Here is a 21,978-nt window from a genome sequence, read left to right as displayed (position 1 = left end):
GTGTATAATGTTCGGTGTATCAAGCTTGAAGTGTAATTATAAAAGTTTTTATTGCTTTAAAATTTGAATTAAAATTTAGAAACAGAGGTAATTAAATATGGAGCCGTATTTAGTATTTATGGATATTGATGGTACTTTAATTGATAATCATCAAAACGTTTCTATTCGAACCAAAAAAGTCATTCAAGATCTTCAATCACAGGGCGTCATTTTCTATATCGCTACTGGTCGAATGCTCTCATTAGCCAAACTAGTTCAACAAAAGATTAATGATGATGTTAAGATAATTGCCTCCAACGGCTCTGTTTATCAGAAGGGTAACCATATTCATAAAGAACACCTAGGCTGGCCTGCATTAAAAGAGATCTTCACAATCACTCGAAATCTTGGGCTTTCAACGAACTTCTTTTCAACGGATAAAGTGTACTACACAAAAGAACAGCCTTGGCTCTTGAGTAGATTAGTTCGTGCTCGTGTTATGTCTGATAAAACTGGTAATCGTGATTTCCAGTCAGTTAACACGTTGGAAAAATTGCATGAAGCCAGTGAACAAATTATTAACGGGATTACCATTGAACGCGATAATCCTGAAATGTTATCTCAAGCACGAAAAGAACTCCTTAATAGTGACCTATTAAACATCTCGTCATCATCAAGTGAAAATATCGAATTAATTCCTCGTCGCATTTCAAAAGCAACAGCAGTTCGCGCAATTAGTAACCAGTATAATATTCCGGTCGAACGTACTATTGCTTTTGGAAATGACATGAATGATTTAGAGATGTTAAAGGCTGTTGGAGTTGGCGTTGCCATGGAAAATAGCCCTGAGAAGCTTAAAGAAGACGTAAACTTTGTTACTGATTCAAATATTAACGATGGTATTGCAACATTCCTAGAAAAATATTTTGATCTAAGGTAGGCGAAAATTCACGTGAAAGAAGAAAGAATCTTAAAAGTACCTGGTGCCATTAACTTCAGAGAACTGGGGGGATATAAGAATCTAAATAATCAAACTATCAAATGGCATAAATTATTGCGTTCTGGTGAACTTAGTAGACTTAATGATCAAGCATTATGGAATCTTCACGAATATGGTCTGCGTTTTGATATTGATTTACGTTCGCCGGCAGAGGTTAAATGGAGTGCCGATCGAGTTTTTAATGATGTCACCTATCGTTCATATCCTGTTTACCCTATTCGTCCAAATGAAAAATCTGATATTCCTGCTAATCTATCATTAAAGCTATCAATGGAAGGAAATTTTTATGATCCCTATATTATGATGGTTTTAGGTGACCATTCTCGGTTAGCATTTCGAGCCATGTTTGATGACATGCTGGCTAACAACTCTGAACATCATTCCCTTCTTTTTCACTGTGCAGCTGGAAAGGATCGAACGGGAGTTGCCGCAATGATGGTGCTTTCAGCTTTACAAGTTCCTTATGAAACCATCCGACAAGATTATCTACTAACAAACGTTATTTATGGTAGTCGTGATCAAGACGATGTTCGTAATCAACTCACCAACAAGCGCATTGATTCATTAATAAATCAAATGAACAGCGTTTTTACCGTTGAAGCAACAAATCTAGACAACGCAAATAATGCCGTCTTAAAACGATTTGGTGATTGGGATCATTATTTTACCGAGGGACTAGCTCTATCCAAAAGTGATTTGACAGACTTAAGGAAAATCTATTTAGAGTAGTTATGCGAAAAAATATTCAAACTAAAAAAACAAGAGTAAGCAGTTTATTGATTACCTCTAATTGAAGCAACTACATTACTTCACCTTTTCATATAAAATTACTGTGTTGTTTAACATATTATACAAACGCGATCACTATGACTGCCACAATAAATACTAGTCCTAAAAGCATCGCCGACATTGCTTCCCACTTATTCGCACGATCCATATCTCGTCGAATATTATAAATAACACCGATTACTAGTACAATAATTAAGATCTTCTCGATCTCACTGTATCCGCTAGTCTTCTGAAAATAATTCGTTAGGTATCCTATTATTAAAGCAATAGATGTCGCAATTGCTACAATAAAGTCGCCCCAAAATTTTGGTCGCATGTCTAATCAACTCTCTATTATTTTTTAACATCAATCATAGCGCAACTAAATTAAAATTCCAAAACAACTTTTTGCGTAAACGATTTCACAGTGCTACACTTATTCAAAATAAAACAAAGGGGAATGATAATTATGGCAACTCCATCAGAACAACTATGGGATGATTTTGTTAAAGAAAATAACATTGAAGGTAAAACTTTCCAAACACGCTGGTTTGGTGAACAGACCAATCCCGCGCAAGTTACCAAATTGGCTAATTTAATTCTAAGTGAAAAAAAACGTTCTACTACAAAACCCCTTGCATACTATTCTGCTGAACAAGAGGCCGTCCCACAAGTTGGGGATTACTTTGTATTACTTAATGGCGATATGAAGCCCGTTGCCGTTGCTGAAACAGTTGTATCTGAATTAATTCCTTTTTTACGAATTTCAGCTGAGCACGCGTATAATGAAGGTGAAGGAGATTTATCTCTAGAAGATTGGCGTGCTCGTACACGTACAAAATTTAACGATTTGATGGCGAACTACGACCATCATTTTTCAGAAGATGATCCGGTTGTTTCTGAAGCTATTAAAGTCGTTTATCGTAAGGATTGATTAACTTGAAAAATTCATCAACACCAGTAGCATGGAAATCAAATGTAACCTATTTTATAACCGCCCAGAACTTCTTTTTATTCGGTTCTTCGGCGGTTTATTTTGCCATCTTATGGTATATCGCTCTTAAATCATCATCGGGTACATGGATGATGCTTGCTACGCTTGCAACTAGTCTTCCTCAAATTTTAATTTCACTTTGGGCTGGGACCTGGTCAGACCGCTTTAACCGGCGCTCTTTGTTAATTATGTCCAGTACCTTTGTTTCTGTATTTACAATTTTGCTCGCTTTAGTCTATTTTTTTACAGGACATAGCTTATGGTTACTACTTGCCATCGCGGCTATTCGTTCGTTAGGAACAGGTGTTTCAACCCCTGTTGGAAATGCTTTATTACCCCAGCTCATTCCACGCAACGAACTTACCAGGGTTAACGGTGTTAATCAAACTGCAAGTTCGATTTTGTTATTAATATCGCCATTACTTAGTGGTTACATCCTAGGACATCTTGGTATCATGTTTGTTTTTGTCGTAGATCTAATCACAGCGTTTGGAGGAATAACATTACTTGTTTTGATCAAGAACGTAACAACTCCTGTTCAAACAACTCAAAAGGAATCTTCAATCTCTTCAATTAGCCATGGATTAGGTTATATTTTTAGAAATCCAGGTCTAAGAAATTTTATGTTGTTTACCGCTCTCGCATTTACACTGATCGCACCATCATCACAGCTTTCCACTTTATTTGTTAAGAGAACTTTTGGATCAGGTGTATGGTTACTAACGTTTAATGAACTATTTTGGACAATAGGTGCAGCACTAGGTGGCATTTATATTACTGCGCACAAAAATATACCTAACAAAATTAAATGGATTAGTTTAGCCTTTATTGGGTCAGGACTCAGCTTTACTATCATGGGTATGATTAAACCATTTGTGCTTTATCTTGTATTTATGTTTGCTTCTGGTATATGCATGCCACTGATTCAAGGAACAACTAACATTTTCATTCAAGAAAAAATTCCGAATGAGTGGATGGGTCGTGTCTTTTCCGTATTACAAATCGTATCAACCGGAATATATCCGATAGCAATGTTATTCTTTGGTCCTTTAGCCGATGTAATAGCTATCAAATGGATTTTAGTTGCAACTGGTTTAGCTTTAGTTGTAGTTGCCATCTGGTTTAATTTTGCGATGCGTGACCAAGATATCTGTAAGTAATTTTTAAATTAAATTATTCGAGTTCCCATTTCACTAAAAAAACGACAAACTTGATATAATCGAACTAAAAGGGAGACTACTATGGACAATCAGATGGCACCGCAAATCAGGGTTGTTAACTATGATATTCAGCTACAGCTTGGGTACCATCAACCCAACATTATTCAGCTAGCTGGGATAACAGCTTTTGACTTTCAAGGTAATGATATATCAAGGCAACTGGTCGTTGACGATTCACAGGTTAACTACGATTCACAAGGACAATATCGGATTAATATTAGGGTTCAAGATAGCCACGGTAACCAAAGCAATACTTGGATTACTGCACAGATTACCAATCTAACCAATAGTCGTTTACAGTCGCAGGACAACTTAGGTACAGCTCAAGAGCAGCCTAGAGCTACCAAGAAAAAATCTCACTGGTGGGTGGTCGTCATTGCTCTTTTGGTCATTGGCGGTGTAATCTGGGCATTCACTAATCAGATCCATCAAACCAATATGGCAAATGACACGGCCTCTTCTCTTAGCTCGGAAAACTCTTCCTTAAATTCTGCAAGCACATCAAATAGTAATCAAATCAGTGAGTTAGCTAGGGCAAATAAGGAATTGACTAATCAACTTTCTGATCTAAAACAAGCTGTAACAGCTTATCAGCAAAGTAACAATCGGCTACAGTTCGAACAGCAGATGAATGAATTACAACAGAAAAATCAAAGTTTACAAAATGAGCTGAACCAACTTCGGCAAAGCACTCAGGCTAAACAGACCTCCAAGGCAGTTGCAGCTTTATCAGAATCAATCAATAAGATCAGCCAGGCACAGTCTGCTGATGAAGCAAAACAAACGTTTGATAGTACCAATACTAATAATGTTTTAAACCAAATCAAAAGTGATTTGGATAGCATCAAAGCTAAACTTGGTTTTTAGTTTCGCCACCATGTTTAATATACAAAAAATATTAGATTATTATTTTATATATTAAACATAAACATTATTTCACAATATTAAAAACGAAGAACTCGTGATTATCTAAAATCATTCGTTCTTCGTTTTTTTATAGAACCATTTCCCAATAATCAAGAAAAAACTTGGATTTCTCTAAATCAAAGTAACCCTATCTTACCCGTCGATGTTTCCAAGTTTTTTTTCTGGTATTTCGTGTGGTTTTTCTAATCCTCACTTTATATTTTCCAGCAACTTTTTTCAAACTACCAGATGTTTCTTCAATGTCACCAAGTTTTAACTCCTGCCAAGTCGCATTTACAACCCCACCAAGCATTACAATCATCGATGAAAAATTAAGCCAAAACATAATTGCGATAAAAGTTCCTAATGTTTTATAACTTGTAACTGAATGTGCAAAATAACGCAAATAATAGGAAAAAAATTGTGAGATTAAAATTGATCCGATAGTGGCCACAACCGCGCCAGGTATAACATATTTAAATTTTATTTTTGCATTTGGTACTAGATAATATAGCAATGTTAAACTAATAAAAATTCCAAGAATCGTAACCGGCCATTTAATTTGTCCGAGTAATAAAAACCAATCATTTGGTAAGTTAAAGATTGGCGTTAAATACCGTAACAGTGTTTGCCCAAAACTAAACAGAAATACGAAAGTTGCCATGATCACAATAAAAATCACCGTTAAAACAAAAGAAACTACTCGATTAGTTATTGGATTCTGATGTTTGGCGACACCGTATGCGCGATTCACAGTACGTTGAAAAGCAGCAACTGCCTGACTTGCCGAATAAAGCATTAAAATCGCACCAAATGACAGAAGCTCACCGTTACCTCGACTTAAAAAGTCTTTCACAATTGGAGCTGTCATAGTATAGATAGTGTCCGGAACTGCCGTCTCAATGTACTCTAAAACAGTTGCAATATGGACTTGCAAAATTGGTAATAAACTACCTAAAAATATAAGTGCTGGAAAAATCGATAGTAGCAAATAATACGCCAAAACAATTGAGTTATTTACTACTTCCGAATCATTAAACCGCTGCAACAAAGCTCGCGAAAAAGTTCCAACTTTATGCCAAATCTTCTGGACATCCATTCGTAACTCTCCACTATTTAAATATATTTTTTAAATTAATTTGTATTTTAAAATCATCAAAAATCGTTATAAACCATCCCAATATTACAATTAATAAATAGGAAAGAAAAACTGCACGATATCCTGAAAGAGAAGATAATACACCTGGCAATGATGAACCTGTCATACTCAATTCTGTGTTATTTTGTAAAATCACTGTAAATATCTCTAATATTATAGCCGGAACATATAAATTCATTTGCTGAAAAAATAAAGTTCCGGCATATCTACTCTCTTTAGGAAGTGAAAAAACCGCATAGTTCAAGGCATGTCGTGCAATCAACCCATGTCCCACCTCAATTATTACAGAAACAAAAATAAATCCGATTAAATTTAAGTAGCTGGAAAAAACGGACAACAGTAGCCAACCAATCATCAGGATAGTCATACCGGTTTTTGTTAGACTGGCTACTGTCAAACGTCTTATAATTACTAGATCCGACCGTTTCATCAATATAAATGCATCTATTGCTGGTAAAAGTGCCAGTGCAGTGAAAAATGTTGAATAATGTAATCCTTGAACCAGGTACAAATCTCCAATACTGAGTAACAATAAAAATGAACCATAACCAATAATTGTAGTGAACACATGTGTTATATACTGGCAATGAATCAACTGCCTTAAACCGGAAAGTGGTTGATAAGACGTTAAATCGTAAACGATATAACCCACTAATAGAATTAAACTAAACCCACCAAATAAAGGATTTACCCAGTCCGGTAGAGCCCCTATTCCAAGACTTGTGACCCACACCAACAGAATCGGTGCCCCAACTGAGAGTGCAACTTCATGCCAATCAACTTTATACTTAGTTGCTTGAATATTGAATTTAACTTTGTAAGAAAAGCCCCATGTTATGAGAGAAACACCTGCAAAAAACCATTCCTGATACTGCCAGTTACCTAATAATAAAGAACCAATACTGATAATAGTAGCCAAAAGTATTGCTCTATCAACAATTATCCCACGTTTTTTCCTACTAGTAGTTACATTCGTTGATTTGCTTAACGCGCTGATAATTGAAAAAATCATGGGAAATAACATACCGCAACTAACCGACTGTACAACCCTTCCAAGCAAAATCAAATCAAATTCTGAGGAAACCGATATTATTAACGAGCCGGCAAAGAAGCCAAGTAACGTAAACTGAAACGTCTTTTTAACAGATTGCAACTGCACCCAAATACGCCCTAGAGGAAACATGACTGCTAAGATAACCAGTGGCAATGTATTGATTAATTGCAGCAAAGTGACTCCCAGATCTTGTGATTTAAGTAACTCAGGGACAATGTCCACCGTTGAAAACATCCCTGCAACCATAACCAGCATACCACACAAAAACACAAGCACATTTCGATATTCTGAATTAATTAATTCCTTAATAGTAATTCGGCTATTATACATACTTTCTCTCCCTTGACGTTAATTTAATTTTATTAATTTGAACAATTGTTGTAAAGGTCATTCCTACATTTATTTACACAAACTTTCAAGTAAAGTAAACAATTTAAAATAATGTTATAATGTACACAAATTAGAATGAATTTAAGTTGATTAGGAGGGTTAATTACATGGCTAACAAAATTCTTGAAGATGCAATTCAACGGCTGCGTGATTCTCATATACGAATAACACCTCAGCGAAGAGATGTTTTGCAGTACCTAATTGAAAAAAGGAATCATCCAACCGTTGAAACTATTTATTCAGACTTAACTAAAAATGATGCCTCACTAAGTTTAGCAACTGTTTACAATACGTTAAAAATGTTTGTAGAACAAGGTTTGGTCATCGAATTAGCCAATACTGATGACAGCGTTCACTATGATTACTATGGGCATCCTCATTTCCATGTAATATGCACTAATTGTGGAAAAATCATTGACGTTGATTATCCTGAATATGCCGCTGATTTAGCTAAAATCGATCGAATTGCCGTTGAAAAAACCGGAATCCAAGTTACGGGGAATCACATCGAGGTTGAGGGGATTTGCCCTGATTGCCAGGGAAAAAGTGTTTCTAAAAAATAAAGAAGGGACGTTTGTATATGGAGAAAAAAGTTAATAGTTTTGATCTCCCTGCACTACTATTGGGATTGTTAAGTGTGATAGTTTCAATTATCTGCTTGCGTAACCCTCTGCCAACATTTAGTACTGTCGTTATTATTGCAGCAATTATTTCTATTTTAATTGGCTGTTATAAATTATTTACGATCAGACCACTGCTTGAAGTGTCTGGCTGGTTTACTTTTAATAGTATTTTAGATATTGTAGTTGGAATCTTGATGCTGTTTAACATTCAATTTGGAATGCTTTTCGTATCCATTTCATTTGCTATCATGTTCCTAGTAGATTCTTTTACTGCCCTTTGGTTCACACGTATAATCAAAGATTTTAGTACGCGGAACTACTATTGGCTTGATATTATTTTAGCAGTATGCGGAATTATTCTAGGCGTTATGCTTCTTATTTCGCCAATTCTTTCAGCATTTTCAGTTTCGTTTCTAATAGCTTTATTATTTATGATAATCGGAATTTCCTTAGTAGCTCATTCTATATAGCTGAATCAAAAAAGCAATCTAAGATTAGATTGCTTTTTATTATGATTCAGACCAAATTTAGTATAAAAAAACACAACAAAAGCCTAGCCTCGTTGTGTTTTTTTAATTTAAGTTGTCATATTGCCAGATGTTCTACGGTGTTGCATATCTATCAAGATAGCTAACCTTCATTCAACAGTCGAACTATTAAAATTATGCATTTTCTAAATCATTAATCATTTCTTTTAAGTGTTTCATTGATAAATCATAACCTAACAATTCTAAACTTTCTGGTAATTCTGGGCCATGCATTTCATGCGTGATTGCAATTCGGATCGGCATCCAAAGAGCACGTCCTTTAATGCCAGTTTCCTTTTGAACGGCCTTGATTGCGGCCAAAATATTAACTGTATCAAATAGCTTAATATTTTCAAATTGAACTTCTAATGCTTTCAATGCTGGTAACGCATTATCAGCCGCTAATTCTTGCCTAGATTCCTCATCAATTTTTTCAGGTCCGTTGAAGAATAAGTCAGTAAACTCAACAATTTGTCCAGTGTAACTCATCTGACGTTTGAATAAATTAATCAGCTTACGTGTCCATTCAAGCTTAAGTGCGCTGGGTGCCTCTTCGACCTTTCCGGCCTTGATTAATTGTTCTAATGACGAGTGCATAATACGATCTTCATCAGCATTCTTAACATATTGGTTATTAATCCATTCAAGCTTTTTACCATCAAAAGCGGCTGGTGATTTGCTCAAACGTTTTTCGTCATACATCTTCACAAATTCACGTAATGAGAAAATCTCGCTTTCTCCAACTGGGGACCAGCCCAAAAGAATGATAAAGTTTAGCATTGCTTCTGGCAGGTAACCTAAATCACGATACTGTTCGATGAATTGAAGAACCGTTTCGTCACGTTTGCTTAACTTTTTACCAGTTTCACTGTTAATAATTAAACTCATATGTCCGAACTGTGGAGCATCCCATCCAAAAGCTTCATAAATCATCAACTGTTTTGGAGTATTGGCAACATGATCATCACCACGGAAAACATGGCTAATCTTCATCATGTGATCATCAACTACTACAGCAAAATTATAAGTAGGCATTCCATCACGCTTTTGAATAACAAAATCTCCACCAATGGTTTCAGAACCGAAGGAAATATTTCCCTTAACAATATCATCCCAAGCGTATTCTCGATTAACGGGTACTTTAAAACGAATAACAGGTGTGATTCCTGCAGCTTTCGCGTCGGCTATCTTTTGTTCCTTTTGTTCAGCCGATAAACCAGCATACTCATCCACGTAATGAGGCATCTCACCATTTGCCCGTTGTTCATCACGCTGAGCACTAAGTTCATCCTCTGTCATATATGATTCATATGCCTTACCTTCAGCAACTAGTTGGTCAATAAGTGGCTGATAAATATCCTTACGTTCTGATTGACGATATGGTCCGTATTCACCAGGTTTATCAGGTCCTTCATCCCAATCCATACCTAGCCATTTCAAGTTATCTAACTGACTTCGTTCACCGTCAGCGATATTACGACTTTGGTCCGTATCTTCAATTCTTAAGATGAACTTTCCCTTATAATGACGTGCGAATAAATAATTAAATAGAGCGGTTCGAGCATTACCAATGTGTAAATGTCCAGTTGGACTTGGAGCATAACGAACGCGAATTTCTTGCTTTGCCAAAATTAACACCTCTTCAAAATTTATCAAACAACATATTTTATTCTACATGTGTTAATCCCATAAATAAAGGATTAATCATCTTGTTTACCCTCTTCAAGCTCTCTTGTTGAATGGATCGGTTTAGCGAAAATCATTCTTCCAGCGTCAGTTTGAAGTGCACTTGTCACAACAACCTCGATCGTTTGGCTAATATAGAACTTACCATCCTCAACAACCACCATCGTTCCATCATCGAGGTAAGCTACCCCTTGTTGTCGTTCCGTTCCATTCTTCACAACATGTACTTTCATTCGTTCGCCGGGAATAACCCTTGCTTTAAGCGCATTAGCCAACTCATTAATATTTAGAACCTGAACATTTTGAAACTGGCTAACTTTATTCAAATTGTAATCGTTAGTTACAATAACCGCATCTTTATCCTTAGCAAGTTGAATTAATTTGCTATCAACTTCCTCAATTTCTTCATAGTCCCCCTCAAACATCTCAATTGGCATGATTTTTTCAGTTTGAAGTTTGTTAAGAAAATCCAATCCTCTACGACCCCTGACTCGTTTAATACTATCAGCAGAATCAGCAATATATTGAAGTTCATATAATACAAAGTTAGGAACTAACAAAGTCCCCTCCAAAAATCCCGTTTTAATCAGGTCATAAATACGTCCATCAATCAAAATATTAGTATCTAAAATTTTGTAGTGATGGAAATTGTCATCTGCTCGTCGTTCCAACACTTGATTATTCTGATCTTTTTTTCTAATCTGAAAAAGTTTGCGCCATTCCCCTAGCCTAGTTGTACCAATCCTAAATCCCATATATCCCAGAAAGAGCATCAAAATAAGTGGAATTACTGAGTTGATCAAAAAGATATTTGATCGGTAAAATAATGTTGATATTAAAATTGCAATCAACAGGCCAACAACAGTGCCTAAGCTTCCTGTTAAAAGATTTAGCGGTGGGGTTTCAGAAAGAACCTTTTCTGTGCGGTTTACTAGTCGCTCAACGTATCCAGATAAGAATAATGACAATAGCCAAAGAATAAGTGCACCTAAAATAAAATCTGTAACAACATTGTTCGCTAACATTTGGTTTTGCAACCCAAATATTTCCCAAACCATCGGAAAATAAATCAATCCCAAAGCACCACCAGCAAGAGCGAATACCGCTCTAATAATACGTTTTTTCATTTGTTTTCACCTCCCTTAATTAAAAGCCTTATGAATTGCTTCAGTTATCGTTGCAACTCCAACTACCTCAATTCCTTTAGGTGCTGACCACCCTTGTAGATTATTCTTGGGAATAAAGATTCGCTTAAAGCCCAACTTTTTAGCTTCGTTAACACGTTGCTCGATCCGGTTCACACGTCTAATCTCACCAGTCAAACCGATCTCGCCAATAAAACTATCCGTTGCTTCTGTTCCTTGGTTTCTAAAGCTAGACACAATACTAATCGCAATTGCTAGATCAATTGCTGGTTCATCTAGTTTCACTCCACCTGCCGCTTTTAAATAGGCATCTTGATTTTGTAATGTGAGGTTAGCCCTCTTCTCTAAAACTGCCATAATTAAAGATACACGGTTTCGATCTAATCCACTTGCAGTTCTTTGGGCATTTCCATAGATAGTTGGCGTAATCAAGGCCTGAATTTCAACCAGAATTGGACGCGTTCCCTCCATTGAAACAACAATTGCAGAGCCATTCGCATCAGTTAGACGCTCTTCCAGAAAAATTTCGGACGGATTAGATACCTCCCGTAGGCCTTCCTCTCGCATCTCAAAAATACCGAGCTCATTGGTTGATCCAAAACGATTCTTAACCGCACGTAAAATTCGATATGTGTGGTGTAAATCACCTTCAAAGTATAAAACGGTGTCAACCATATGTTCCAAAATCTTGGGACCCGCAATTGCTCCGCCCTTCGTTACATGTCCAACAATAAAGATTGTTATATTATTGGTTTTAGAAATTTGAAGAAGCTCTGCCGTAATTTCACGAATCTGTGACACACTACCAACTGCAGATTCAATATCTGGTTCTTGCATCGTTTGAACCGAATCAATCACAACAAATCCAGGATGTAGCTTTTCAATTGAATCACGAATATTTTTCATGTCTGTTTCTGGATATAAATAAAAGTTTTCGCTCTGCACTTTTAGTCGATCTGCTCGCATCTTAATCTGCGTGGCACTTTCTTCACCAGAAACATATAACACATCTCGTCCAGTTGCTGCTAGTTGCCCCGACATTTGCAGTAATAAAGTTGACTTACCAATTCCAGGATCGCCACCAATCAAAACCAACGAACCAGCAACCACTCCACCACCAAGTACTCGATTAAATTCTTCCATTGCAGTTTTAACTCGGGGTTCTTCAGCCATGCTAACTTGTTTGATTAATTGTGGTTTACTTTTCTTACCCTCAAAGCTGACTCGACTTTTGCGTTCTTCTTTAGGCTCTGAAATTCGTTCTTCCACAAAAGTATTCCAACGTCCACAATTAGGGCATTTACCCAAGTATCGTGGCGATACGTATCCACATTCTTGACACATAAACTGCGTTTTTGTCTTTGCCAACGTAATTCCCCCATAAAAATTGATTAACCCATCATATCACTTTTTTGACCAATGTTAACCAATACCTACCATTCTTTTATTTTTCTTATTTCTTTGTTGATCCAAAACCGCCATCACGCGTCTTTTCAATAACTTTTTCGTTATCTACAGTAAGAAAAGGCATGAAAATTCCCTGTCCGATCCGTTCACCCTTACTTATATGAATATCGGTAACCCCAAAGTTGAGCATTTGAAAGAAAATTGCTCCTTCATTAGAGGAATTATTATAGTAATCAGCATCAATTATTCCAACACCATTTGGTAATATCATTCTTCTTTTTAACGGGTTACTAGACCTATTCGCTAAAAGTAAATACTCATTTTCACCCATAAATGCTTTTACACCAGTTGGAATTAACAGTGGTTTTAACTCTTTTTGTGCATTCTCAATTGTAACTGTGTCATTATCTTTTTTATGCCACAGATTCCATAAGATTTTTATAAAGTTCAATTTCCAAATACTCGGAAGTGTAAAATCTTCAGCAGCTTCAAAATCATACCCTGCAGCATTTTTAGTTTGCCGTTCCGGTAAATTAATTCCTTTATTTTGGTATTTAGTAATAACTTCAAAACCTCTACTCATCTAGTCTTTCCTCCCATAATTCTTTACTTTCTATTATCCGATTGAAAGTGTTGTTTGTAAATCGATTTGGAGAATTGATTTAGGATTCATTTTGACGGAAAATAAGATGTACAAAAAAATTGCGAGGTGAAAAATTTGGACTTTATGAATGATGGTAAACGCATTTACTTTAATGACGCACAAAATCGCTTAGCTGGTGAAGTTAGCTACTTTGCTCTTCCTGAATATAATGCACTCGTATGCGAGCGCGTTTTTGTCGCACCTGAATTACGAGGCCAAGGCGTTGCGGAAAAATTAATGCTTGCATTTATTAACTATGTCAAAGAACAACAGCAGCAGATTTACCCACTGTGCCCTTATGCCAAACGTTTTTTCGCTAAATATCCAGAATATAATAGTCTCAATATCCAACACGATTTAACTGAAAGTAAAATTCGTGATATGCAAAATGAAAAGGAGCAACAATAATGACTCAAGATGAACTAAAAGAATTAGTGGGAAAAGAAGCCGTTAAATTTATTGATGATGGCATGGTCGTCGGTCTAGGAACCGGTTCAACCGTCAAGTTCATGGTTGATGCTCTTGGTGAACGTGTTAAGAATGAAGGAATCAAAATCACCGGAGTTCCTACTTCAGATCGAACTGCAAAACAGGCTCGTTCTTTAGGGATTACAGTCAAAGGTGTTGATGAAGTTGATCACATTGACCTAACAATTGATGGTGCCGATGAAATCAGTTCTGACTTCCAAGGTATCAAAGGTGGAGGCGCTGCTCATCTTTTTGAAAAAATTGTTGCTATTAATTCAAGTAAAGTAATGTGGATTGTTGATGAATCAAAGATGGTTGACTCGCTTGGCAAGTTCCCCCTACCACTTGAAGTTATTCCTTACGGCAGTGGACAATTGTTTAAAAAATTAGAGGCAAAGGGTCTCCACCCCGAGTTCCGCATGACCAAAGACGGCAACAACGTTCTGACAGATTCTAAGAATTACGTTATTGACCTGCATACCGGTAAAATTGACAATCCACATGAGCTTGCTGATTACCTTATTCAACAGGTTGGAGTAGTTGAGCAGGGTCTCTTCCTAGATATGGTAAATACAGTAATTGTTGGTCGTTCAAATGGCCCTGAAGTATTACAAGCCCGTCCTTAGCTATTCTCATATTTTACTAATTTTTCTAATCATAGTACAATGCAATTATGCTTAAAATTTAAGAATGGAGTTGATGATTTGAGTAATAAAGGAATTTCATCAGATTTAATCAATCGTTTCAAAACGGAATATAGCGAACGAAAAGAGTCAAAAGTTTTAGAACGAACTGTTACTAAAAACGGTATTTTAGCTTCTTCACAAGATCTTAGAGCTGATATTCAAAGTACTCCAGTCTTCTCAATTGACTTACAAACTGGCGATGTATCTAATCAAAAACAAAGTGGTCGTTGTTGGATGTTTGCCGCATTAAACACAATGCGTCATGACATGAAAGATCATTTTCGTGTTAAAGGTGACTTTGAACTATCTCAAAACTACACTTTTTTCTGGGATAAATTTGAAAAATCAAATTGGTTCTACGAAAATATTATTCAAACTGCCGCTTTGGATACTGATGATCGTAAAGTAGCTTGGTTATTAAATGAACCCCAGGGCGACGGTGGCCAATGGGATATGCTCTGTGCATTGATCGAAAAGTATGGTATTGTCCCTCAATCAGTTTATCCAGAAACATATAGCAGCTCTAAATCACGTGAATTCGACACATTATTAAACGAAAAGCTACGCAAAGATGCTGTTACATTGCGCGAACTTGTAAACGCCGGAACTAGTGAACCAGAAGTTCAAGCTCGCAAAGAAAAGATGTTAAGTGAAGTTTACCGTATGGCATCCTACAGTTTTGGAGAACCACCAGTTGAATTTGACTGGGAATTTAGGGATGATGATAAAAATTATCATCGTGAAGCTGGTATCACTCCAAAAGAGTTTTTTAAAAAGTATGTTGGCTGGGATCTAAAAGAATATGTATCTCTTATCAATGCACCAACAACTGACAAGCCATTCGACCAAACTTACTCAATTGAAATGCTTGGTAATGTTGTTGGCGGACGCCAAGTTAAGCATCTTAACTTATCAATGCACGACGTTAAAAGGGCTGCCATTAACCAACTTAAGGCTGGTAAATCAGTTTGGTTTGGTAGTGACGTCGGTCAACATTCTGAACCTCGTGAAAAGGGTATTCTTGATCTTGATATCTTTGCAGAAGATGAACTTTTTGATATTGATATTGCAATGTCGAAGGCAGAACGTCTTGACTACAAAGAAAGTCTTATGACACATGCCATGGTTATTACCGGTGTTGACCTCGTTGATGACAAACCAACTAAATGGAAAGTTGAAAATAGTTGGGGAGACAAGATTGGACAAAAAGGATATATGGTAATGTCAGATGCTTGGATGGACGAATATGTTTACCAAGTTGTTGTCGAAAAACAATATCTAACAGAGGCACAACGTGAAGCACAATCTGGCGAGCCTGTTCAATTAAAGCCTTGGGATCCAATGGGAGCTTTAGCTTACAAAGATTAGAGAGTGAAATAAGCCGTTTTGCTTGTGAGGATTAACAGAAAAAGGAGATTATGACGGGTTTGGTCATGGTCTCCTTTTTAGGTTAACCGGAAGAAGCTGGCTTGCACAACTCATTTCAAATAGAGAGTGAAACAAGCCGCTTTGCTTGTGAGGATTAACAAAAAGGAGACCATGACGGGTTGAAGTGCCCTACAATTGTTAGGCAAGTCAGTTAACTCATTAGTAAAGGACAGCATTGATACTAAATTTCTTTACGTTTATTTGCGTCTAAAAGGCAGCTTGAATATTGCGTAGAACAAGCCCGCTAGCTGTGAGTCCCTCTTCACGGGCCTCGCGGCTTGTATTATCCGTTTGCTTTAGTAATTTGACTATTTACGCATATTTCAAACTGCCTTTTCTTAATTTTTATTCATTCTGGCGTATCATTATATTTTTTCATAATATACGTATGGATGTAAAAAAGAACTAAAGAAAGAACTTAGAAATAACCATACCAAGAACTGCAGTAACAGCAAAAATAACCACTAACCACACTAATATTGTATGAGCTTGTTCACTATTCTGCTGCTTACGTGCAAACGCCACTTCAATCAATCCAATCACACCAAGGCCAGCCAATCCTTTTAAAATCACTAAGACTGGAGATGTTTGAAAAGTATGCATCAACATTACGAATCCAGTATAAATTAACACTAGATATAAAATTCGATTAGTCATTTTAGATGCTGTTATTGTTCCATTATTAGTTGCCATCAATCCAATTGAAGTCAACGTTGCTAGTAAAATTGCTGTTATTACATGTACGAATGCAATTATTGGCATTACTTTCACTCCCCTTATACCTATACTTAGCTTAATTTTAGCACTTTGTTCAGTATAAAAGTAATTACTTATTATGAGCACTTTAAAAAGGGGATTACGACAAAATACAACTTTGTCGTAATCCCCTTTTTAACATAAAATTTAGTTTTAATTGAAAATGTTTCGTTCAATAATCACTAAATCAACTACCCCATATTTCCTTAGTAAGGATTTTTAGCTGACTATCAAATTGATACACAATTGGTTGACCATTTTCAACCTCAACACCGTCAATTCCATCATCTGAAATGTTTTCCAAGTATTTAATCAACGCCCGCAATGTACTTCCATGCGCCACAATTAGTTGATTTTGATTATCTAACAGTCGTGGTGCAACCTGATCGATCCAATATGGTATTAAACGATTGTAAGCCATTTTCAGGCTTTCCCCTAAGGGCTCTTGCATAATTCCGTTTATAGCGTACCGTCTATCATATTCTGCATGATCCAATAACGGAGGAACTGCAGAAAAGCTTCGCCGCCATAATGCAACTTGCTCGGCGCCATAAACTTTTCTCGTATCTGATTTATTTAATCCACGAAGCGCGCCATAGTGTCGTTCATTTAATCGCCATGACTTTTGAATTGGTAACCAGTTCTGGCGAGTTTCATCTAAAATAATATTAGCAGTTACAATTGCTCTTTTCAGCATTGAAGTGTGCACCATAGTAAAATCAATATTCGCATCTGCAAGTAACTTACCCGCCACATGTGCCTGTTTAATGCCACTTTTTGTAAGAGGGACATCCGTCCAACCGGTATACTCATTATTCTTATTAGCTGTACTTTCACCATGTCGGATCAAAACTAATTTCACCATGTTTTTGTCCCCTTATCTCAAATCTCTCTAAAAATAGTATAGCACCAGACGTTACATTTCATTCCAGAAATTCAATACATCAATAAACTTTTGGTATCGTTGATCAACTAGTTTTGCCTCGCTTACCGAACTAAAATCATCAAGCCACTCCACAATAGCAACTCGCAAATTCTTCACTAAATTCTGGTCTTCATTAATAACTTGATCTACCAGTTTAATATCTAATAGCTTTGACGCGGTCATTGGCACAACCTCTTTTAAATCATTATTTCTTAAAATTGCTGCCATTGCTTCCGGAGCCGCTACAGAAAATAATGCATTCTCCAGCATAATTATTCGATTAGCATTAGCAAAAGCAAGTGCACCCCCACTATGTCCTTCCCCAACAATAATCACTAAATTAGGAACGGTAGCAGCTCCCATTGCCGCAATCATGTCAGCAATCATTTTACTTTGCCCTTCATTTTCCGAATCAACGCTGGCGTCTGCACCGGGCATATTCAGAAAACTAATAACCGGTCGATTAAATCGTTCAGCTAACTTTAAACCATGGATAGCTTTTCGATATCCACTTGCTCGAACTGCTCCACCATTTTTATCCTGTCGCTCAGTAACCGTCTGTCCACGATCAACAGCAAACAACGTTACTGGTATTTTGCCCAAGCGTCCAATTCCAGAAAATAATGCGTGATCGTCTCCGTTAATATGGTCACCGTGTAACTCAATTACATCATTAAACATACTTTTAATCAGTCTTTGTGCAGTCACTCGGTCAGATGAACGCACTAACTTAATCTTAGTTGCTAAATCATTTTTCAAAATTATCACCATACCCATGCAAAATTAACATACGATATAAGACATCACGCAATTGCTCTCTTTGAACCACATCATCAAGTTGTCCATGTTGTAACAAAAACTCAGCAGTTTGAAATTTATCGGGTAACTGTTCTCCGGTAGCTTGTTCAATTACTCGTTTCCCAGAAAAACCGATTTGTGCATGGTCCTCGGCAAAAACATAATCACTCCCAAACGCAAAGCTAGCGGATACACCTCCCATTGTAGGATCTGTCAAAACATTAATTGTTAAATTACCCGCATCTCTTAATAACTTCTGAGTGTGCAAGATGGTATTCATCTGAAGCAATGAAAAAATTCCCTCTTGCATTCGTGCCCCACCAGAAGCAGTAAATAAAATGAGCGGTAAATGTTGATCATGTGCGTATTCCATAATGCTACGAATTGCTCTTCCTACTTCTGTATTTAAAGTCCCTACCATAAACTGATTATCCATGATACCAACTGCAACATCAATTCCCTTAATTTGAGCTTTTCCACCGACAATTGCATCTTTTATTCCTGTTTTATCCTGTGCTCTTCTTATCTTTTCGGTATAATGTGGGAAATCCAACTTATTTACTGGATTTAATTCAAAGTTCAATGCTTCAAAACTACCCTTATCAAAAGTAATATCCAAGCGTTCACTAACCAACAACCTTTGTGGCATGCGACAGAAAGGGCAACGGCGAAAAGTGCCCCATTGCTTAACATGAACATGTTTTCCACAATTTGGGCATTTAGACCATTTCTGTGCTAACTGTTCACTCATTTCTGTTCCTCCTCTATTATCTCCTGAAATGTATGAATATCATATGAACCACTTTGGAATACCTTTGAATTTAAAAGTTGCTGAATTTGGTCGATATTAGTGGCAACTCCTCTAATTTCAACTTTACTCAAGGCACGTTCTAAATTAAAAACAGCATCCTCCCGCGTTTCCCCTGTCACCAGCATTTTGGCGATTAAAGGATCGTAAAATGATAAAAGCCGATCCCCTTCTTGAACACCAGTATCGATTCTGACACCCGTCGGAAAACATAAAATCTCTAGGTTCCCCGGTGTTAAAGCATTAATTCTAACTTCAATCGCGTGATTCTGAACTTCATTTAAACAAAATTCAATTGCTTCTCCTGAGGCTATTTTAATCTGATCTTGAACAATATCAACTTGTGTGGTTAATTCTGTTACACCATGCTCAACTTGCAATCTTGTGTTCATCTCCAGAAAATAAAATTGTTTCTGGCTATACAAAAATTCAACCGTTGCCAAATTTTGGTATCCACTGTTATCTAATAAAAGATGAACCAGTCTATATAATTCTCTTCGCTGTTTTGCAGGCAATAGTGCAGGGCTCTCTTCAACTACCTTTTGCCTATGTATCTGTATACTACAATTTCGATCTCCAAGAATTTGTATTCCTGCATTATTTCCAATCACTTGTACTTCAATATGCTGTGGATTAGCCAATTCTTTTTCTAAATAGATCGGAGATTCTCCAAATGAAGCTGTGGCCTCCTGTTGGACAGTATTGAACTCCTGCTCTAATTCATATTGATTCTGAGCTTTCCTAATTCCCTTTCCTCCACCACCAAGACTTGACTTAATTAGCACCGGAAATCCAATCTTTTTAACTTCATCATGAAGTTCATTTAAGCTAGTAATTACTGACGTGCCGGGAATCACAGGAACATTACGACCGATTGCCCACTGTCGGGATTTATTTTTGTCAGCAAATCTTTCAATCATTGCAGGTTGAGGGCCTATCCAAGTCATTCCACTTTCCTCAACCATTTCCGCGAAAAGAGCATCCTCTGATAAAAAACCATACCCTGGATGAACAGCATCACAATCTTTAATTACTCCGGCCATTAAAATAGCCTCCCGATTAAGATACGATTCTGCCACTGGTACTGGACCGATTTGAACCGCTTCATCTGCCTCTTTAACAAATAAGGCATCACGATCAGCAGTTGAAAAAACGGCGACCGTCTGAATAGATAGTTGCCGACATGCCCTTATTATTCTTCTTGCTACTTCTCCACGATTTGCAATTAAAACTTTTTGAAACATATTAATCCCCACTAATTGTCAATATTGGTTGTTCAAATTCTACACCTTCGTCATTAGACACCAAAATCTCAATGATTTTACCTTTTATCGGTGCCTTTATATCATTGAAAAGTTTCATGCTTTCTATTTGAGCTATTGGTATACCCTCTTCAACCTGTGTCCCAACTCTTATTTCGTCATTTAAATGAATAATTCCTACCATTGGGCTATTGACCGTTGTATTCACTTCGGTTTCTTTTAGTTTTGGTTGTCTTCTTTCGTTCGTGGAGTGCTTTTTGAGGTGTAGCTTCAACTCTTTTGTTTCAATATCAATGTCATCATACGGATATTCTTTTAGCCGATCAATAACTTTGAAAACATCTTCAATATCCATGCTGTTCTCCTACAATCTTATTAACATACTACCGTAACTTAATCCCCCACCAAATCCACACATTAAAATCGTTTTAACTTCAGGATGATTTTGCTGTAGTTGATCAAGTGCCATTGCAATGCCTGCAGATGAAGTGTTTCCATACGTTTGAACATTAGTAATAAACTTACTCATTGGTAAATTAAGTGTTTTTGCAATTTTTTCAATAATACGTAAATTAGCCTGATGGCAAATCACATAGTCGATCTTCTCTACTAGTTGGTTACGTTCTAATACCATCTCCATTTGTAATGGAACGACTTCCGTTGCAAACTGAAATACATCCCGCCCATCTTGATGAAAAGCGTCTAACGTTGGATAACTATTGGCACTTACCTCCTGCATAGCCGGTATCCGTCCACTGTGAATCACTTGATTTTTTTCTGCCAAAGTTGCCAGCTCTTCATCAATATAAAAATCATTATCTGCAGTGTTATCAACTGAAATAATGGTACCTCCAGCCCCATCGCCGAAAAAGACTGCTGAAGTGCGATCTTTAAAATCCATCATTTTAGAATTTACTTCGGCACTTATCACCATAGCGTGTTGGTACCTACCTGAACGCATAAATTTTTCTGCTGTGCTCATCCCAAAAATAAAGCCTGCACATGCCGTTGAAATATCAAAAGCAAAGGCATTTTTTATCCCAAGCTTATCCTGCACAATTGCTGCTGTAGCTGGTGTTAGCGAATCAGGTGTGATTGTTGATAAAATTATTAAATCAATATCATCAGGTTCTAAACCGCTTCGTTTAAGAAGCTGTTGTCCAACTTGGGTTGCAAGATCTGAAGTATTTTCCTCATTCATTGCGTAGTGGCGAGTTTGTATCCCAGTGTGGCTCTGAATCCACTCATCATTAGTATCCATAATCTGGGCTAATTCATCATTATTCACAATACGATCCGGAACATAGTGCGCCGTTGCCGTTATCTTTAAATTCATAGCTGTTCTC

General features: G+C 36.9%; 24 protein-coding genes. 10 read left to right on the top strand and 14 right to left on the bottom strand.

Annotation, left to right across the window (positions count from 1 at the left end; translation table 11 throughout):
* Positions 1–97 precede the first annotated feature (97 nt).
* Together PECL_RS01825 and PECL_RS01820 are read left to right on the top strand one after the other, a co-directional pair.
* The gene (locus PECL_RS01825) at positions 98–919 is read left to right on the top strand and encodes an HAD family hydrolase (RefSeq protein WP_014214894.1); all 822 of its coding nucleotides are present in this window, start codon (positions 98–100) and stop codon (positions 917–919) included.
* Between the two features lie 12 nt (positions 920–931).
* Positions 932–1,708 carry a tyrosine-protein phosphatase gene (locus tag PECL_RS01820; protein WP_014214893.1) on the top strand — a complete coding sequence of 259 codons (777 nt, stop codon included), beginning with the start codon at positions 932–934 and terminating at the stop codon, positions 1,706–1,708.
* A gap of 118 nt (positions 1,709–1,826) precedes the next feature.
* Here PECL_RS01820 and PECL_RS01815 read toward each other — a convergent pair whose 3' ends face one another.
* Positions 1,827–2,084, bottom strand: coding sequence for a hypothetical protein (locus tag PECL_RS01815; protein WP_014214892.1), 258 nt, complete (start codon positions 2,082–2,084; stop codon positions 1,827–1,829).
* 132 nt (positions 2,085–2,216) lie between these two features.
* Here PECL_RS01815 and PECL_RS01810 point away from each other — a divergent pair, with 132 nt between their 5' ends.
* The 3 genes from PECL_RS01810 (at position 2,217) to PECL_RS01800 (ending at position 4,828) form a co-directional block, all read left to right on the top strand.
* Positions 2,217–2,681, top strand: coding sequence for an ASCH domain-containing protein (locus tag PECL_RS01810; RefSeq protein WP_014214891.1), 465 nt, complete (start codon positions 2,217–2,219; stop codon positions 2,679–2,681).
* The gene (locus PECL_RS01805; protein ID WP_014214890.1) at positions 2,678–3,901 is read left to right on the top strand and encodes an MFS transporter; all 1,224 of its coding nucleotides are present in this window, start codon (positions 2,678–2,680) and stop codon (positions 3,899–3,901) included. Before PECL_RS01810 ends, PECL_RS01805 begins: the two co-directional genes overlap by 4 nt.
* 81 nt (positions 3,902–3,982) lie before the next feature.
* Entirely contained in the window at positions 3,983–4,828 is an 846-nt protein-coding gene (locus tag PECL_RS01800) for a hypothetical protein (protein WP_014214889.1), read from the top strand.
* Between the two features lie 187 nt (positions 4,829–5,015).
* Here PECL_RS01800 and PECL_RS01795 read toward each other — a convergent pair whose 3' ends face one another.
* Positions 5,016–5,966 carry a YihY/virulence factor BrkB family protein gene (locus tag PECL_RS01795; protein WP_014214888.1) on the bottom strand — a complete coding sequence of 317 codons (951 nt, stop codon included), beginning with the start codon at positions 5,964–5,966 and terminating at the stop codon, positions 5,016–5,018.
* A 13-nt stretch (positions 5,967–5,979) separates the two neighbouring features.
* Entirely contained in the window at positions 5,980–7,410 is a 1,431-nt protein-coding gene (locus PECL_RS01790) for an MFS transporter (RefSeq protein WP_014214887.1), read from the bottom strand.
* Positions 7,411–7,577: 167 nt separating this feature from the next.
* On the opposite strand from PECL_RS01790, the gene PECL_RS01785 reads away from it, so the two are divergent.
* Both PECL_RS01785 and PECL_RS01780 read left to right on the top strand, forming a co-directional pair.
* On the top strand, positions 7,578–8,033 hold the full coding sequence (locus PECL_RS01785; protein ID WP_014214886.1) for a Fur family transcriptional regulator: 456 nt from the start codon (positions 7,578–7,580) through the stop codon (positions 8,031–8,033).
* 17 nt (positions 8,034–8,050) lie between these two features.
* Positions 8,051–8,563: a DUF308 domain-containing protein gene (locus tag PECL_RS01780; protein WP_014214885.1), complete on the top strand. Its 513-nt coding sequence runs from the start codon at positions 8,051–8,053 to the stop codon at positions 8,561–8,563.
* A 192-nt stretch (positions 8,564–8,755) separates the two neighbouring features.
* Here PECL_RS01780 and gltX read toward each other — a convergent pair whose 3' ends face one another.
* The 4 genes from gltX to PECL_RS01760 form a co-directional block, all read right to left on the bottom strand.
* A complete protein-coding gene (gene gltX / locus PECL_RS01775; protein WP_014214884.1) occupies positions 8,756–10,249 on the bottom strand; it encodes a glutamate--tRNA ligase in 1,494 nt (497 codons plus the stop codon).
* Between the two features lie 71 nt (positions 10,250–10,320).
* On the bottom strand, positions 10,321–11,433 hold the full coding sequence (locus tag PECL_RS01770) for a PIN/TRAM domain-containing protein (protein WP_014214883.1): 1,113 nt from the start codon (positions 11,431–11,433) through the stop codon (positions 10,321–10,323).
* Positions 11,434–11,448: 15 nt separating this feature from the next.
* Positions 11,449–12,819: a DNA repair protein RadA gene (gene radA, locus PECL_RS01765; RefSeq protein ID WP_014214882.1), complete on the bottom strand. Its 1,371-nt coding sequence runs from the start codon at positions 12,817–12,819 to the stop codon at positions 11,449–11,451.
* 85 nt (positions 12,820–12,904) lie between these two features.
* Positions 12,905–13,441, bottom strand: coding sequence for a dCTP deaminase/dUTPase family protein (locus PECL_RS01760; protein ID WP_014214881.1), 537 nt, complete (start codon positions 13,439–13,441; stop codon positions 12,905–12,907).
* A gap of 144 nt (positions 13,442–13,585) precedes the next feature.
* Between PECL_RS01760 and PECL_RS01755 the strand changes: the two genes are divergently transcribed.
* The 3 genes from PECL_RS01755 to PECL_RS01745 are packed head-to-tail and all read left to right on the top strand — an operon-like array spanning position 13,586 to position 16,023.
* Entirely contained in the window at positions 13,586–13,909 is a 324-nt protein-coding gene (locus PECL_RS01755) for a GNAT family N-acetyltransferase (RefSeq protein ID WP_014214880.1), read from the top strand.
* Positions 13,909–14,595, top strand: a complete 687-nt coding sequence (gene rpiA, locus PECL_RS01750; RefSeq protein WP_014214879.1) for a ribose-5-phosphate isomerase RpiA — start codon at positions 13,909–13,911, stop codon at positions 14,593–14,595. The genes PECL_RS01755 and rpiA overlap by 1 nt, the downstream gene beginning before the upstream one ends.
* Positions 14,596–14,634: 39 nt before the next feature.
* The gene (locus tag PECL_RS01745) at positions 14,635–16,023 is read left to right on the top strand and encodes a C1 family peptidase (protein ID WP_014214878.1); all 1,389 of its coding nucleotides are present in this window, start codon (positions 14,635–14,637) and stop codon (positions 16,021–16,023) included.
* A gap of 465 nt (positions 16,024–16,488) precedes the next feature.
* Here the strand turns inward: PECL_RS01745 and PECL_RS01740 are convergent, their stop codons facing one another.
* The 7 genes from PECL_RS01740 to PECL_RS01710 all read right to left on the bottom strand — a co-directional run bounded on the left by PECL_RS01740 (position 16,489) and on the right by PECL_RS01710 (position 21,968).
* Complete coding sequence (locus PECL_RS01740) at positions 16,489–16,845, bottom strand: YisL family protein (RefSeq protein WP_014214877.1); 357 nt, start codon at positions 16,843–16,845, stop codon at positions 16,489–16,491.
* A 181-nt stretch (positions 16,846–17,026) separates the two neighbouring features.
* Complete coding sequence (locus PECL_RS01735) at positions 17,027–17,704, bottom strand: 2,3-bisphosphoglycerate-dependent phosphoglycerate mutase (RefSeq protein ID WP_014214876.1); 678 nt, start codon at positions 17,702–17,704, stop codon at positions 17,027–17,029.
* A gap of 51 nt (positions 17,705–17,755) precedes the next feature.
* A complete protein-coding gene (accA, locus tag PECL_RS01730) occupies positions 17,756–18,532 on the bottom strand; it encodes a carboxyltransferase subunit alpha (RefSeq protein ID WP_231952018.1) in 777 nt (258 codons plus the stop codon).
* Positions 18,513–19,313: an acetyl-CoA carboxylase carboxyltransferase subunit beta gene (locus PECL_RS01725; RefSeq protein WP_014214874.1), complete on the bottom strand. Its 801-nt coding sequence runs from the start codon at positions 19,311–19,313 to the stop codon at positions 18,513–18,515. Before PECL_RS01725 ends, accA begins: the two co-directional genes overlap by 20 nt.
* Positions 19,310–20,614 carry an acetyl-CoA carboxylase biotin carboxylase subunit gene (locus tag PECL_RS01720; RefSeq protein ID WP_014214873.1) on the bottom strand — a complete coding sequence of 435 codons (1,305 nt, stop codon included), beginning with the start codon at positions 20,612–20,614 and terminating at the stop codon, positions 19,310–19,312. Before PECL_RS01720 ends, PECL_RS01725 begins: the two co-directional genes overlap by 4 nt.
* Before the next feature lies 1 nt (position 20,615).
* The gene (locus PECL_RS10270; RefSeq protein ID WP_014214872.1) at positions 20,616–20,987 is read right to left on the bottom strand and encodes an acetyl-CoA carboxylase biotin carboxyl carrier protein; all 372 of its coding nucleotides are present in this window, start codon (positions 20,985–20,987) and stop codon (positions 20,616–20,618) included.
* 9 nt (positions 20,988–20,996) lie between these two features.
* The gene (locus PECL_RS01710; RefSeq protein ID WP_014214871.1) at positions 20,997–21,968 is read right to left on the bottom strand and encodes a beta-ketoacyl-ACP synthase III; all 972 of its coding nucleotides are present in this window, start codon (positions 21,966–21,968) and stop codon (positions 20,997–20,999) included.
* Positions 21,969–21,978: the final 10 nt, after the last annotated feature.

The organism is Pediococcus claussenii ATCC BAA-344 (genome assembly GCF_000237995.1).
In the GTDB taxonomy this organism is placed as follows: domain Bacteria; phylum Bacillota; class Bacilli; order Lactobacillales; family Lactobacillaceae; genus Pediococcus; species Pediococcus claussenii.
This window is presented reverse-complemented; position numbering and strand designations above follow the sequence as displayed.